This window comes from Lysinibacillus sp. FSL K6-0075, from assembly GCF_038592945.1.
GTDB classification, from domain to species: Bacteria; Bacillota; Bacilli; order Bacillales_A; family Planococcaceae; genus Lysinibacillus; species Lysinibacillus fusiformis_F.
On record NZ_CP151947.1, the window covers coordinates 933,302 to 947,452 of the forward strand.

The following is a 14,151-nucleotide window of genomic DNA, read 5'->3' on the forward strand; positions in this document are numbered from 1 at the left end:
CTAAAACTAAGAACTGAGAGAGGTGACCAAATTGTTAGAGCTAAAAAATATCTCAAAAAGCTATAAAAATAAGAAAGTTTTAGTAGATATCAACGTAACCATCGAATCAGGTGAGATCATTTCGTTACTAGGGCCAAGTGGTTGCGGTAAAACTACTTTGCTGAATATCATTTTAGGACTCGCGGATCCAACGGCTGGTCAGCTTATCTACAATGGACAAGATATTTCAAAGCAATCGATGCAAGAAAGAGGATTTAATATCGTGTTTCAGGATTTTGCGTTATTTCCTCATTTAAACGCATACGACAATATCGTTTATGGATTAAAAAATAAAAACCTGCAAATGTCCAAAGAGGAGATACAAGAATACATTGATTTTTTAGAGCTAGCTCCACATTTGCATAAAAAAATTCATGAATTGTCTGGTGGGCAAAAACAGCGTGTTTCCATTGCAAGAACACTCGTGATGCAACCTAAAATTCTATTATTAGATGAACCATTAAGTGCACTGGATGGTGTCATTAAGGAATCGATAAAGGAGCGCATTAAATCCATCGCTCGTGAATTTGATTTGACGACTATTATTGTGACACATGATCCAGAAGAAGCCCTCACCTTATCAGATAAAGTCATGATTATTAATGAAGGTACTGTTGCTCAATTTGGCACACCTCATGAAATCGTAACAGCGCCAAAAAATCAATTTATAGAGGACTTCATATTAAGGCAGCTTCATATTAAGCGACATAACATCTATCAATTGTTTGGAGAAACATATGCTTAAAACGAATAAAATGATGAAATTAATTTTTCTGCCGATTCTACTATTTTTTCTATTCTTTTTAATTGTGCCATTGCTTTATATGTTTTGGCAGTCATTCAAAATAGGAAATGTCGTGACTGTTCAAAATTATATAGAGGCTTTACAAAATATCGAAATTCGTGAAGCTTTCATTAATAGCTTTAAAGTTTCCTTTGTAGCATCGGTAGTGACAACTATTTTAGCTTTTTTATTGGCGTATGCTGTTCATTTTACAACGATGCACCGCCATACAAAAAAGTTAGTGCAAATTGGAATTACGTTGCCTATGCTACTGCCAACTATCACTTATGGATTTGTATTGATTTATACATTTGGTAATCAAGGAATTCTAACAAAATTAGTGGGGCAGCCTCTTTTTACAATCTATGGGTATAACGGTTTGGTGCTCGGTTACGTATTATACACATTGCCAGTTGCTTTTATTTTAATGCAAAATTCCATGCAATATATCGATAAACGATTTTTACTAGTGTCCATGTTAATGCATGATCATCCACTGCGTCGTTTTTATCATACCGTATTCCGTCCTATGTTAGGGACTGTTGGTGGGGCATTTATTTTAACATTTATTTTAAGCTTCACAGATTTTGGGATACCTGCATCAGTTGGTGGAAATTACAGCGTGATTGCCACTGAGCTTTACCAAGCCATGCTAGGCTCCATTGTCCATTTTGAGCGTGGGGCAGTGATCTCTGTGTTGATGCTAGTACCTGCAGTACTTGGGGTTGTCATGCTAACGATTTTAGAGCGCTTCAATTTTCAATATAAACAAGTTGGGCAAAGTGAACTTGTAAAGCATCGCTTACGTGACGCGCTCTTTACGACTTATTCAATTGTCTGTGTCACAGTCGTATGTATTATTTTTTCAACCATGTTTATTGTGCCTTTTACCAAAGGTTATCCGTATGACTTTAGCTTTACATTAGAGCATGTTCAAAATGTACTTGCGGAGAAAGATTTAACGAAGGTTTACATCAATTCTCTCATCGTAGCGCTATTAACAGCCGTACTTGGTGTGGGCATAACATTTATGTCAGCGCTTCTTAATGCAAGGACACCATTAAAAGGAAGAAAAAGCTTAGATATAGCATCTATGATCACAAATACAGTACCAGGAATGGTGCTTGGACTATCCTACTTGTTTTTCTTTAATGGAAGTTCATTAAAAGGTACATTTTTTATCATTATCGCATGTAATATTGTCCATTTTTTTACAACACCTTATTTAATGGCGAAAAATTCATTGCAGAAGATGGATCCTACCTGGGAAGTGACAGCTGAGCTGTTAAAGGATTCGTGGTTAAAAACCGTGGTACGAATCATTTTACCGAATGTTAGGCCAACGATTTATCAAATGTTTAGCTATTATTTTTTAAATGCGATGGTCACGGTCAGTGGTGTTATTTTCCTTGTCAGCACAAAGACAATGCTTGTATCGACACGGATAAAAGAGCTTCAGCATTTCGCAAAGTACACCGATATTTTTGTACTATCGATATTTATTTTATGTACAAACCTCATTGTGAAATTAGGTTGTGATTATATAACAGCACATAAAGAAAAAGTGGAGGAGATTTCAAAATGAAGAAGTCAACAGGCATGATGTTAGGGACAGTTAGTGCAGCAGCAGTCGTATTAGCTGCATGTGGAGGGGCAGCAGCGGATTCCAAAGAGCAAGTCATCATTTATTCAAATGCTGATGATGAAGCTATTGAAGTGATGGAATCTACATTGGATGACAAGGGCTATCAAGGTAAGTATTTAATCCAATCATTCGGTACTTCTGAGTTAGGTGGCAAAATGATGGCAGAAGGGACAGATATTGAAGCAGATGTTGTGACAATGGCTTCCTATTTTATAGAAAGTGCTCAAACCTCTAAAGCCATGTTTGTAGATATTTCTTCGGACTTAAAGCCGCTGGATGGAGGAGTCACGTATGCACTGCCGATTTTAGGTAATGTTGGCTCTATCTTTATCAATACAGAGGTATTACAACAAAAAGGTCTATCTATACCAAAATCAATTAAGGATTTAACAGACCCTGCTTATAAGGACTTAGTGTCATTCCCAAATATTATGGATTCCTCAACAGGATGGCTTCTAGTACAAGCTATTATAAAGGAATATGGTGAAGAGGAAGGGAAAAAGGTTTTAGCAGATTTAATTAAAAATGCTGGGCCACATATTGAAAGTTCAGGTTCTGGTCCTATTAAAAAAGTGAAAACAGGAGAAGTTGCAGCAGGCTTTGGTTTACGTATCCAAGCTATTGATGCAAAAAATGAAGGGTTGCCGATTGATTATATTGACCCGACAGAAGGAAATTTCACTTTAACGGAATCTGTAGCTGTTGTAGATAAAGAAGGTGATGAAGCGTTAGCTAAAGAAATTGCAAAGGTCATCGCAACGGAGGCTCGCAATGGTCTATTAGAGCAATATCCTGTAGCTCTATATGAAGGAGAACAAGTAAAAGACGAGCACGTTCCAGCCTATCTGAAAAAATGGGATACAACCTTAACCGTAGATTTATTAGAAAAACACCAAGCCTTCTTTAAAGAAGCGCAGCGATAAGGAGCTATAGCAGATGAGTAACTATAAATTATTGACACCAGGGCCATTGACAACAACGAAAGCAGTAAAATTAGAAATGTTAAAAGACCGTTGTACATGGGATGATGATTATAAAAATGTGACACAAGTGATTCGTAAGCAGCTCTTAAAATTAGGACAAGTCGATGAGTCTGAGTACACAGCGGTGCTTATGCAAGGAAGCGGAAGCTTTGTCGTAGAATCAGTTCTAACAACAGCGATTGGTGAAAATGATAAAGTACTAATACTAACAAATGGAGCTTATGGCGAAAGAATTGCTGAAATGGCCAAAGTATTAAAGTTACAGCATATTGTTTATCATGTTCCTTATGATGAACAGCCATCATCGTTAGAGGTTCAGGCCTTCCTTGAAAAAGATGCAAGTATTACACATGTAGCCGTAGTACATTGTGAGACGACTACTGGTATATTAAATCCAATTAAAGAAATTGGAGAAGTTGTTCATTCGTTCAACAAAACGTTTATTGTGGATGCCATGAGTAGCTTTGGAGGCGTACCAATGGATTTATCAGGCTTGCATATTGATTTTTGCATAAGTAGTGCCAATAAATGCATTCAAGGTGTTCCAGGATTTGGGTTTGTTATTGCGAATACGAGAGCACTAGAAAAATGTAAGGGACAAGCTCGAAGTGTTGCACTAGATTTGTATAGTCAATGGGAAGTGATGAAGCAAGATGGGAAATGGCGTTTCACATCACCTACACATGTAGTGGCCGCTTTCGCGAAGGCGCTTGAAGAGTTGATTGAAGAAGGTGGCATTCATGCCCGTTATAAGCGCTATGCGTATAATAATCATATACTTCGCTCGCGCTTGTCAGTGCTGGGATTTAAAGCGTATATTTCGGAAGAGCTGCAATCGCCAATTATCACAACATTTTTATTCCCGCATAAAGAGTTTTCTTTTGAGCATTTTTATCAAGAAATGAAAAAGGCAGGTTTCGTTATCTATCCAGGTAAGCTGACGGATGTCGATACATTCCGTATTGGCAATATTGGTGATATTCATGAGGATGATATGCTTACGTTATGTGAAGTCATTGAAAATTATATGGTGGTGAAAAACAATGAAAATTGAGACGGTTATTTTAGACTGGGCAGGAACAGCAGTTGACTTTGGTTGCTTTGCCCCTGTAAATGTTTTTTTAACGATTTTTGAAGATGCTGGTGTCACAGTTACACTCGAAGAGGCTCGAAAACCAATGGGTATGCTGAAAATTGATCATATCCGCACCATGCTAGAAATGCCAAGAATTAAAGAAGAATGGCATAGAGTACATGGACAATCCTTTACGGAAGAAGATGTACATGTATTGTATAATCATTTCGAAACAAAATTAATGGAGTCTTTAGCGACCTACACAGATCCTATCCAGCATGTGACAACAACGGTACAGCAATTAAGAGAAGCGGGTATTCGAATTGGCTCTACAACCGGCTATACAAATACGATGATGGAAGTAGTAACGAAGCATGCCGCTGACAAGGGCTATCAACCTGATTTTCTTGTAACACCTACACAGGTAGGCGATAAAGGGCGACCATATCCATATATGATTTTCAAAAATATGGAGGCATTAGGATCGCAAGCAACGAAGCAAGTTGTGAAGGTTGGGGATACTACCTCTGATATAAAGGAAGCGTTGAATGCAGGTGTTTGGGCTGTTGGCGTTATTATCGGAAGCTCAGAAATGGGACTATCTGAAGAAGAATTCCATGCCCTGTCTTCAGAAGAACAGCAACAAGTGATAGCGAACACGAAACGTATTTTTGAAGAAACCGGCGCTCATTATACAATTGAAACAATGGCAGAGCTGCCAGCGTTAATTGAAACGATCAATGCGCGTTTAAATGTGGAAAAACAATTAGAATACAAATAAAAACAAGCCTCGGCAGATAGTAGTAACTGCCGAGGCTTATTTTAGTCGCGCTCATAGGGAATAGAATCAGGTATATCAGCAAATGGATTTTTTTCATTGATACGGTCATAAAACATCACGCCGTTCAAATGATCTAACTCATGCTGAAAGGCAATAGCTGGTAGTCCTTTGAGACGCATTTTTTTCTCTTCACCATCAATTGTTTTAAATTTTACTGTGATGCGCGCATGACGCGGCACATACCCAGGAATATTACGATCAACAGAAAGACATCCTTCACCTGCTGATAGGTAGGTGTTTTCAACAGAGTGGCTAACAATCTTTGGATTAATGGCTACAAAGCTTAATTGTTCACCAGCCTCATCTTTTAAATGAAGGGCAAACATGCGCTGTAAGCTATTTACCTGATTAGCAGCCAAGCCAATGCCACTACGCAAATTATATTTTTCTGCCATTTCAGGATCTTGGCTGTTGATTAAATATTGGAGCATATCCTGAGCAAGCTTTCTTGTTTCATCAGTTAAAGGGAATTTAACTTCCTCTGCTTTTGTGCGTAAAGTCGGATGACCTTCGCGGATAATATCATCCATTAAAATCATATAGTAATCTTCCTTTCAACTTTGTAGTGCTTACTAATAATTATACATCACGTCTTCATACAATCCCATGAAAAAAGACCTTATTTGAATATACTCAAAAAATTTTTCTAATGCTATTAGATTTTCGAGAATGGGGTATTCTACTAGGGGAAAACCTGTTGGAAAACGTAAGAGTCGTATGGTGTGAGTAAGGTGTTGTAATACAGATTTTGAATATTAGTAATACAGTATAGGACAGCGATGTTTGATTGTTATTCTAGAAAAAATCTTTGTATAGAGCAGTAATAGATGATTGACCGACAGTATTTTATTCAGTATACTGAGTGTCAAGAATAAGTTGTACTAGTTAAAAAGGTGATTTATTTTAATACAGCTGAAAGGGAGATGTGACAAATGAGCAAGAAAAACAATAATATTTTTGATGCTAAACAAACGCTAACTGAAATCGAAGATAAGTTTGAAATGTTTCAAATTTTGAATGAAGAAGGCGAAATTATAAATAAAGAGGCAGATCCACAATTATCAGATGAGGAACTAGTTGAACTAATGACACGTATGGTTTATACACGTATTTTAGATCAACGTTCAATCTCACTTAACCGTCAAGGTCGTTTAGGCTTCTATGCGCCGACTGCTGGTCAAGAAGCTTCACAACTTGCTTCTCACTTTGCATTAGAACAAGAAGATTGGATTTTACCAGGTTACCGTGATGTACCACAAATTGTATGGCATGGCTTACCTCTTGAAAAAGCATTTTTATTCTCACGTGGTCACTTTATGGGGAATCAGGTTCCTGAAGGTGTAAACGTTTTAGCTCCACAAATCATTATCGGTGCACAATATATTCAAGCTGCTGGGGTAGCACTTGGAATTAAAAAACGTGGGAAAAAAGCTGTTGCAGTAACTTATACAGGTGACGGTGGTTCTTCTCAAGGAGACTTCTATGAAGGCATTAACTTTGCAGGTGCATTTAAATCTCCAGCAATCTTCATCGTACAAAATAACCAATATGCAATCTCAACACCTCGTGAATTGCAAACAGCTGCTAAAACAATTGCACAAAAAGGTGTAGCAGCAGGCTTACCAAGTATTTTAGTAGATGGAATGGATGCGCTTGCAGTTTATGTAGCAACTCGTGATGCTCGTGAGCGCGCGGTTAATGGTGAAGGCCCAACATTAATTGAAACAATGTGTTACCGTTATGGTCCTCATACAATGGCTGGGGATGACCCAACTCGTTACCGTACTTCTGATACAGATAATGAATGGGCTCAAAAAGATCCTCTAGTTCGCTTCCGTAAATACCTAGAAGCAAAAGGTTTATGGGATGAGAAGAAAGAAGAAGCAGTAATCGAGCGAGCAAAAGAAGAAATTAAAGAAGCAATCAAAAAAGCAGATGCTGCTCCAAAACAAAAAGTAACAGAGTTAATGGAAAATATGTATAAAGGCGAAATGCCATCTAATCTAAAAGAACAGTATGAAATCTATAAAGAGAAGGAGTCGAAATAACCTATGGCACAAATGACGATGATTCAAGCAATTACAGATGCACTTCGCACAGAATTAAAGAATGATGAAAACGTTCTTGTATTCGGGGAAGATGTAGGTGTCAACGGTGGGGTATTCCGCGCGACAGAAGGCCTACAAAAAGAATTTGGGGTTGACCGCGTTTTTGATACACCATTAGCAGAATCAGGTATTGGTGGCTTAGCAGTCGGTCTTTCTCTTCAAGGATTCCGTCCAGTTCCTGAAATTCAATTCTTCGGTTTCGTTTATGAAGTAATGGATTCAATCAGTGGCCAATTAGCACGTATGAGCTACCGTAGTGGTGGCGTGTACAATGCACCAGTAACAATCCGTTCACCATTTGGTGGTGGTGTGCATACGCCTGAAATGCACTCAGATAGCTTAGAAAGCTTAATGACAGCACAACCAGGATTAACAGTTGTTGTTCCATCAACACCATATGATGCAAAAGGTTTACTTATTTCTTCTATTCGTAATGACAACCCAGTTATTTTCTTAGAACATTTAAAATTATACCGTTCATTCCGTGAAGAAGTGCCTGAAGAAGCATACGAAATTCCACTAGGAAAAGCGGATGTAAAACGTGAAGGTACTGATTTAACAATCGTTGCTTACGGTTTAATGGTTCATGAAAGCTTAAAGGCTGCAGAAGAACTAGAAAAAGAAGGACATTCTGTAGAAGTAATTGACTTACGTACAATTCAACCAATCGATGTGGAAACAATTATCGCATCAGTTGAAAAAACAGGTCGTGCAATCGTTGTCCAAGAAGCTCAAAAACAAGCAGGTATCGCTGCAAACGTAGTAGCAGAAATTACAGAGCGCGCAATTTTAAGCTTAGAGGCTCCTGTTCTTCGTGTGGCTGCACCAGATACTGTGTACCCATTCCCACAAGCTGAAGGTGTTTGGTTACCAAACTACAAAGATGTAATGGAAACAGCGAAAAAAGTTTTAACATTCTAATAAAGCTTCTAAACTTGAACAACAGTAAATAGAAAGGATGGGTACACATGGCATTTGAATTCAGATTACCGGATATTGGCGAGGGTATTCACGAAGGCGAGATTGTGAAATGGTTCGTTAAAGCTGGAGATACAGTAAAAGAAGACGATATTCTTTGTGAAGTACAAAATGATAAAGCAGTAGTAGAAATCCCTTCACCAGTTGAAGGAACAGTAGAGGAAGTTTTAGTAGGAGAAGGGACAGTTGCCGTCGTTGGCGATGTCTTAATCCGATTGGATGCACCTGGCTACGAAGACTTAAAGCTAAAAGGTGACGATCATGCTGAAGCGAAAACAGAGGCACAAGTTCAAGCAACTGCTGAATCTGGTCAGAACGTAGAGAAAGCTCCTGCTAAAGAGGAAAAGGCACCAGAAAAAGCTCCAGAAAAAGTGGAGACAGTTGTTGATGAAACAAAACGCGTGATCGCAATGCCTTCTGTACGTAAATTTGCCCGTGATAACGATGTGAATATCCGTGAAGTGAAGGGTACAGGTAAAAACGGTCGAATCTTAAAAGAAGATATTGAAAACTTCTTAAAAGGTGGCGGCACTGTAGAGGCAGAAACTACAAATGTCGAAACAACAGAAGAAACTGTTCAACAAGAAACGTCTACACCAGCACCAGTAGTTCTTGAAGGGGATTTCCCAGAGACTCGTGAGAAAATGTCAGGTATTCGAAAAGCGATTGCTAAAGCAATGGTACACTCGAAACAAACGGCTCCTCATGTTACACTAATGGATGAAGTCGATGTAACGGCTCTTGTAGCACATCGTAAAAAATTCAAAGATATCGCTGCTGAAAAAGGTGTTAAATTAACATACTTACCATATGTAGTGAAAGCACTTATTTCAACTTTACGCGAGTTCCCAGAATTTAACCGCTCATTAGATGATGCGACACAAGAAATTATCCAAAAGCATTACTACAATATCGGTATTGCAGCAGATACGGAAAGAGGCTTACTAGTACCAGTTATTAAGCATGCAGATCGTAAATCTGTATTTGCAGTGTCTAATGAAATCAATGAGTTAGCGACGAAAGCCCGTGAAGGCAAACTAGCGCCACATGAAATGAAAGGTGCTTCTATGTCCATTACGAATATTGGCTCTGCAGGAGGACAATGGTTCACACCAGTTATTAATCATCCTGAAGTAGCAATTCTAGGTATTGGTCGAATTTCAGAAAAACCTGTAATAAAAAATGGTGAAATTGTAGCCGCACCTGTGTTAGCATTATCATTGAGCTTTGATCATCGTATGATCGATGGAGCCACTGCGCAAAATGCTTTAAATCACTTAAAGCGTTTGTTAAGTGAGCCAGAATTATTATTAATGGAGGCGTAACAAAAATGGTAGTAGGAGATTTCCCAATCGAAACAGATACTCTTGTCATTGGTTCAGGTCCTGGAGGATATGTAGCAGCAATTCGTGCAGCTCAAACTGGCCAAAAAGTAACAATCGTTGAAAAAAATGTACTTGGTGGTGTGTGCTTAAACGTAGGTTGTATTCCATCAAAAGCATTAATTTCAGTAGGTCACCGTTTTGAGCAAGCTAAACATTCAGATGACATGGGAATCATCGCTTCTGATGTGAAATTAGACTTCTCAAAAGCACAAGCATTTAAAGACAGCGTTGTTAAAAAATTAACTGGCGGTGTTGAAGGCTTACTTAAAGGCAACAAAGTTGAAATTGTACAAGGTGAAGCTTATTTCGTTGACGCTCATTCAGTGCGTATCATCAATGGTGAATCTGCTCAAACTTACACATTTAACAATGTCATTATTGCAACAGGTTCTCGTCCAGTTGAAATTCCAACATTCAAATTCACTGATCGCGTACTAAATTCTACTGGTGCACTTTCTTTACAAGAAGTTCCTGGTAAATTAGTTGTTATCGGTGGAGGTTATATTGGTACAGAGCTAGGATCAGCTTACGCAAACCTTGGCTCTCAAGTAACAATTATTGAAGGCGGAAAAGATATTTTAGCTGGCTTCGAAAAACAAATGACGCAAATCGTGAAAAAAGGCCTTAAAAAGAAAGGCGTTGAAATTGAAGTTAACGCATCTGCAAAAGGCGTTGAAGAAACTGAAAACGGCGTAGTCGTAACTTATGAAGTTGGCGGAGAAGAGAAAAAAGTTGAAGCTGATTATGTATTAGTTACTGTAGGTCGTCGTCCAAATACAGATGAAATGGGCCTTGCTGAAATCGGAGTTGAATTCGGTGAACGTGGTCTAATCAATGTTGACAAACAATGTCGTACAAATATTCCAAACATCTATGCAATTGGTGATATTGTTGCAGGTCCTCAGCTTGCACATAAAGCATCTTACGAAGGTAAAGTTGCTGCTGAAGCGATTGCTGGTGAAAAATCAGTTGTTGATTATCTTGCTGTACCTGCTGTATGCTTCACAGATCCAGAAATGGCGACAGTTGGTTACAACGAAGAACAAGCGAAAGCAGAAGGCATTGAATACACTGCAGCGAAGTTCCCATTCGCAGCAAACGGTCGTGCTCTTGCATTAAACCAATCAGAAGGTTTCGTGAAGCTTGTTGCTCGTAAAGAAGATGGTTTATTAATTGGTGCTCAAATCGTAGGTGCTGGTGCATCTGATATGATCGCTGAAATGGGCTTAGCGATTGAAGGCGGCATGACTGCTGAAGATATCGCTTTAACAATTCATGCTCACCCAACATTAGGTGAAATTACAATGGAAACTGCTGAAGTATTACTTGGCAACCCAATCCACATTGTAGCGAAAAAATAATATGAATAAAGGAGTGTAGAAAAAGCGGATGTTCATTCGCTTATCTACACTCCTTTTTTACTAGCAATTGTTTTATTAAATGCAGATTGCCGTTGAATAAAAGGTAATAACTTGAAGATGTTGCCCCCTAAAGATATTACATTTTACTTTATGCATAAAAGATAGTATTATAATTGATAATAATTATCAATTATATATAAAGGAATGGGTTACGATGAATGAGCGCTATCGAACATTTATTTTATTAGCACAACACAAATCATTTACTGAAACAGCAAAGCATATGTTTTGTTCCCAACCGACAGTTTCTCAGCACATTCAGCAATTGGAAAATGAGTTAGGCTGCCAGCTAATCTCAAGGAAACAACGGCAAATTAAATTAACTACACAAGGCGAAATTGTGTTGGCTTATGCGCAAAAAATGCAGGAAATGGATCAACAATTGCGAAGAGCAGTAAAGCAGACACAACAGGAAAATATCAAATTATATATAAGTCACTATATTGCCGATAGCTTTTTTGACGAGCTATTTGATAAAAATAATAGCACATATAAACAATATCCCTATGAAATTAATAGCTATTGCTATGAAGATTTAAAAAGTAGTTTAGTAGAAAACCATGCTAAATTTGCCGTGATGCCGATTTATGATGCTGATACGATTGTTCACGAGTCATTTGATATAGATATTTTATTTGAGGAAGAATTAGTATTAGTGATGACAAATGATCATCCTTTAGCAAGTCGTCAAATCATTTATACAAGAGATTTGAAAAACCTATCGATGCTATTGTCTCAAAGTTCTTATTTGAATCAGCATATTAAACAAGCTTTACATCAGAAGGCAGTACCTGTTTATTATATACAGATGACTAATTTTGAAATTATTAAAAAGGCTGTACAGCAGGGTATGGGCGTATCTTTTTTACCTTATAAATCAATAGAGGATAGCTTAGATAAATTAACGTTTAAATATGTGAAAGGTCTATCTATTAAACGAAAAAATGGTATTGTATTTAACCGTAACAAAATTTTAAATGAGCAAGAACAAGCATTTTGTGAACGTTTAAAGAAGAAATTGAAGATGGAGTCTGTCAGGTAAGTTAAACTTATAAAGGTAAATAAATCCTTTATAGTGTTTCTTCTATTATATTTTTTTACCATTATATTCATTAAAATAAAATATTTTCTAAATTAATCCAAGCAATATACGAAGCTTTTATTTACTGTTTCGTCATTGTTTGGTTTTTTTTATCTTAATTGAGCCTCTATGTCAGCAATATGGTAGCACTTGGAGGAATTTATATCGCTTTTCTGCGATGACTTCCAAGGATCATTTCTGGTAGAATATCATCCTTAATTTGTAGGTTTATAGCATTCTATAAGAAAATGTAATAGTACAATTGGAGATTTTTATAATTTGAGAAAAACTGATAAGCGGTCAGAGAAAATTAAAATACTACACCCTACATGATATTGATAATCGTTATCAGTGATGATATAGTTCGAAATGCAAGGAGGTATGAAGATGTCAAAAGATTATATTGTAGTTCATCCATGTAATATTTTTTCTCAAGGCAAAGCAGATGAAAATTTTGAAATAGTAGATATGTATGATTTACCGAATATTGAGCTATCTTCTTATAAATGTATGGTGATTTTAGGGTTTGTTGATCAAGAATTTTTGCAAGAAAAGAAACAAATTATCGCTGATTTTTTGGCAAATAATAAGATTGTATGCTTCTTTGGTAACTTAGTCACAGATTGGTTACCAGGACAGCAGGCTTTTATCGCAAAGGAGATTCGAAATCATTGGGATTATGACATCTCTATTGCGAAACAACACGGAATTTTTGCAGGTGTAAGGGAAGAAGATATGACAATAAATAAAGGTGTGAAAGGGTTTTTTGCTCGTGGACATCATCCAGCACCAGCAGATGCAGAGATATTATTAACTTTGCCAGACGGTGAGCCTGTGACATTTATTGATCGAAGCTCAACAAATGGGACCATTTTCATGCATGCAGGTAATAATCTCTTTAATATTGGGGGCATGACACCGTCAATATCAAAAACGACCAATCGTATTCCTACACAGCTAATGCAATGGATACAGGAAGAATACAAGTATTTAGCGGAAAGGAGTGTCAAGTAGTGCGTAAAATAGCTGTTATGTATAGTGGTAGTTCACAACATTGGCGTACATATAAGACATCTGAATTCGCTCAGTATATCGATCAATTGATTCCAGTGCGTCAGTTAGAGGAAGAAAATTTAGACGCTTTTGATGTATTAATCATCCCTTCTCAAACACATACAGGATTATTAGATAAAAACATTCAAAAGATCTATGATTTTGCGAATACAGGGAAAGTAGTGGTCACATTTGGCCCGCAGCATCGAGATTGGTTGCCGATGCATAACTGGGAATTCAGACCAACTAATTTTTGGTGGTGGCTAGAACCTAATGCTGATAGTGGCCTGCGTTTAGAAAAAGCAACGCATGATTTATTTAAGAATTATCTTACATTGGAGGATGCAACTTGGCATCAACATGGTGTGTACTGGCCAAGTGAGGGCTGCGAAGTATTAGTATCGACAGATGATGGTGGTGCCGTTTTATATATTGACCGAGTGAACACAAATGGGGTTTGGGTCAATACAACATTGGATCCAGATTATCATTTTGGCTCTTATTTTATGCCGGCAACGGAACGGTTCTTGCGGGGATTTTTACCTTGGCTAAAGAAAGGGCAGATATAAGGAACGCTAAATGCGCAAAATGATTACTAATAGCTCTATTTGAGACGCAAGCAGTATGTTGGTTCAAGGCTTTGACAGGAAAGCTTGCCGTACATAGTGTAGAAAAAACAAGCTTGTGGATATTGGACTAAATTTGAAATTTCTCGTCATTGATAAGGAAATTTTTTGATAAAAGAAAGTAGGAGAACT

The 14,151-nt window shown here is 37.5% G+C and carries 13 protein-coding genes; 12 read left to right on the forward strand and 1 reads right to left on the reverse strand.

Annotation, left to right across the window (positions count from 1 at the left end):
- Nucleotides 1–31 precede the first annotated feature (31 nt).
- The 5 genes from MHB65_RS04300 to phnX are packed head-to-tail and all read left to right on the forward strand — an operon-like array spanning nucleotide 32 to nucleotide 5,307.
- Nucleotides 32–784 (forward strand): ABC transporter ATP-binding protein, encoded by a 753-nt coding sequence (locus tag MHB65_RS04300; RefSeq protein ID WP_342442601.1) that lies wholly within the window; start codon nucleotides 32–34, stop codon nucleotides 782–784.
- Nucleotides 777–2,408, forward strand: a complete 1,632-nt coding sequence (locus tag MHB65_RS04305) for an ABC transporter permease subunit (RefSeq protein WP_342442602.1) — start codon at nucleotides 777–779, stop codon at nucleotides 2,406–2,408. Before MHB65_RS04300 ends, MHB65_RS04305 begins: the two co-directional genes overlap by 8 nt.
- The gene (locus tag MHB65_RS04310) at nucleotides 2,405–3,391 is read left to right on the forward strand and encodes an extracellular solute-binding protein (RefSeq protein ID WP_342442603.1); all 987 of its coding nucleotides are present in this window, start codon (nucleotides 2,405–2,407) and stop codon (nucleotides 3,389–3,391) included. Before MHB65_RS04305 ends, MHB65_RS04310 begins: the two co-directional genes overlap by 4 nt.
- A 13-nt stretch (nucleotides 3,392–3,404) precedes the next feature.
- Entirely contained in the window at nucleotides 3,405–4,505 is a 1,101-nt protein-coding gene (phnW, locus tag MHB65_RS04315) for a 2-aminoethylphosphonate--pyruvate transaminase (protein WP_205441654.1), read from the forward strand.
- On the forward strand, nucleotides 4,495–5,307 hold the full coding sequence (phnX, locus tag MHB65_RS04320) for a phosphonoacetaldehyde hydrolase (protein ID WP_342442604.1): 813 nt from the start codon (nucleotides 4,495–4,497) through the stop codon (nucleotides 5,305–5,307). The genes phnW and phnX overlap by 11 nt, the downstream gene beginning before the upstream one ends.
- Nucleotides 5,308–5,348: 41 nt before the next feature.
- Here the strand turns inward: phnX and def are convergent, their stop codons facing one another.
- Complete coding sequence (def, locus tag MHB65_RS04325) at nucleotides 5,349–5,906, reverse strand: peptide deformylase (RefSeq protein ID WP_205441657.1); 558 nt, start codon at nucleotides 5,904–5,906, stop codon at nucleotides 5,349–5,351.
- A gap of 393 nt (nucleotides 5,907–6,299) precedes the next feature.
- On the opposite strand from def, the gene pdhA reads away from it, so the two are divergent.
- The 7 genes from pdhA (at nucleotide 6,300) to MHB65_RS04360 (ending at nucleotide 13,962) form a co-directional block, all read left to right on the forward strand.
- Nucleotides 6,300–7,415, forward strand: a complete 1,116-nt coding sequence (gene pdhA, locus MHB65_RS04330) for a pyruvate dehydrogenase (acetyl-transferring) E1 component subunit alpha (RefSeq protein ID WP_205441659.1) — start codon at nucleotides 6,300–6,302, stop codon at nucleotides 7,413–7,415.
- Nucleotides 7,416–7,418: 3 nt separating this feature from the next.
- The gene (locus tag MHB65_RS04335) at nucleotides 7,419–8,396 is read left to right on the forward strand and encodes an alpha-ketoacid dehydrogenase subunit beta (protein WP_004224734.1); all 978 of its coding nucleotides are present in this window, start codon (nucleotides 7,419–7,421) and stop codon (nucleotides 8,394–8,396) included.
- A 47-nt stretch (nucleotides 8,397–8,443) separates the two neighbouring features.
- Complete coding sequence (locus tag MHB65_RS04340) at nucleotides 8,444–9,778, forward strand: dihydrolipoamide acetyltransferase family protein (RefSeq protein WP_342442605.1); 1,335 nt, start codon at nucleotides 8,444–8,446, stop codon at nucleotides 9,776–9,778.
- 5 nt (nucleotides 9,779–9,783) lie between these two features.
- Nucleotides 9,784–11,199: a dihydrolipoyl dehydrogenase gene (gene lpdA, locus MHB65_RS04345; RefSeq protein ID WP_004224738.1), complete on the forward strand. Its 1,416-nt coding sequence runs from the start codon at nucleotides 9,784–9,786 to the stop codon at nucleotides 11,197–11,199.
- A gap of 214 nt (nucleotides 11,200–11,413) precedes the next feature.
- The gene (locus MHB65_RS04350; protein ID WP_342442606.1) at nucleotides 11,414–12,301 is read left to right on the forward strand and encodes a LysR family transcriptional regulator; all 888 of its coding nucleotides are present in this window, start codon (nucleotides 11,414–11,416) and stop codon (nucleotides 12,299–12,301) included.
- A gap of 426 nt (nucleotides 12,302–12,727) precedes the next feature.
- Nucleotides 12,728–13,354, forward strand: a complete 627-nt coding sequence (locus tag MHB65_RS04355; RefSeq protein ID WP_342442607.1) for a phosphate starvation-inducible protein PhoH — start codon at nucleotides 12,728–12,730, stop codon at nucleotides 13,352–13,354.
- Complete coding sequence (locus tag MHB65_RS04360) at nucleotides 13,354–13,962, forward strand: hypothetical protein (RefSeq protein ID WP_342442608.1); 609 nt, start codon at nucleotides 13,354–13,356, stop codon at nucleotides 13,960–13,962. The genes MHB65_RS04355 and MHB65_RS04360 overlap by 1 nt, the downstream gene beginning before the upstream one ends.
- The last annotated feature ends 189 nt before the right edge of the window (nucleotides 13,963–14,151 follow it).

Excerpts from the sequence above, each read along its gene's own strand:
- MHB65_RS04305 (WP_342442602.1), top strand. The coding sequence starts at position 777 with ATGCTTAAAACGAATAAAATGATGAAATTAATTTTTCTGCCGATTCTA.
- MHB65_RS04310 (WP_342442603.1), top strand. The coding sequence starts at position 2,405 with ATGAAGAAGTCAACAGGCATGATGTTAGGGACAGTTAGTGCAGCAGCA.
- phnW (WP_205441654.1), top strand. The coding sequence starts at position 3,405 with ATGAGTAACTATAAATTATTGACACCAGGGCCATTGACAACAACGAAA.
- phnX (WP_342442604.1), top strand. The coding sequence starts at position 4,495 with ATGAAAATTGAGACGGTTATTTTAGACTGGGCAGGAACAGCAGTTGAC.
- def (WP_205441657.1), bottom strand. The coding sequence starts at position 5,906 with ATGATTTTAATGGATGATATTATCCGCGAAGGTCATCCGACTTTACGC.
- pdhA (WP_205441659.1), top strand. The coding sequence starts at position 6,300 with ATGAGCAAGAAAAACAATAATATTTTTGATGCTAAACAAACGCTAACT.
- MHB65_RS04335 (WP_004224734.1), top strand. The coding sequence starts at position 7,419 with ATGGCACAAATGACGATGATTCAAGCAATTACAGATGCACTTCGCACA.
- MHB65_RS04340 (WP_342442605.1), top strand. The coding sequence starts at position 8,444 with ATGGCATTTGAATTCAGATTACCGGATATTGGCGAGGGTATTCACGAA.
- lpdA (WP_004224738.1), top strand. The coding sequence starts at position 9,784 with ATGGTAGTAGGAGATTTCCCAATCGAAACAGATACTCTTGTCATTGGT.
- MHB65_RS04350 (WP_342442606.1), top strand. The coding sequence starts at position 11,414 with ATGAATGAGCGCTATCGAACATTTATTTTATTAGCACAACACAAATCA.
- MHB65_RS04355 (WP_342442607.1), top strand. The coding sequence starts at position 12,728 with ATGTCAAAAGATTATATTGTAGTTCATCCATGTAATATTTTTTCTCAA.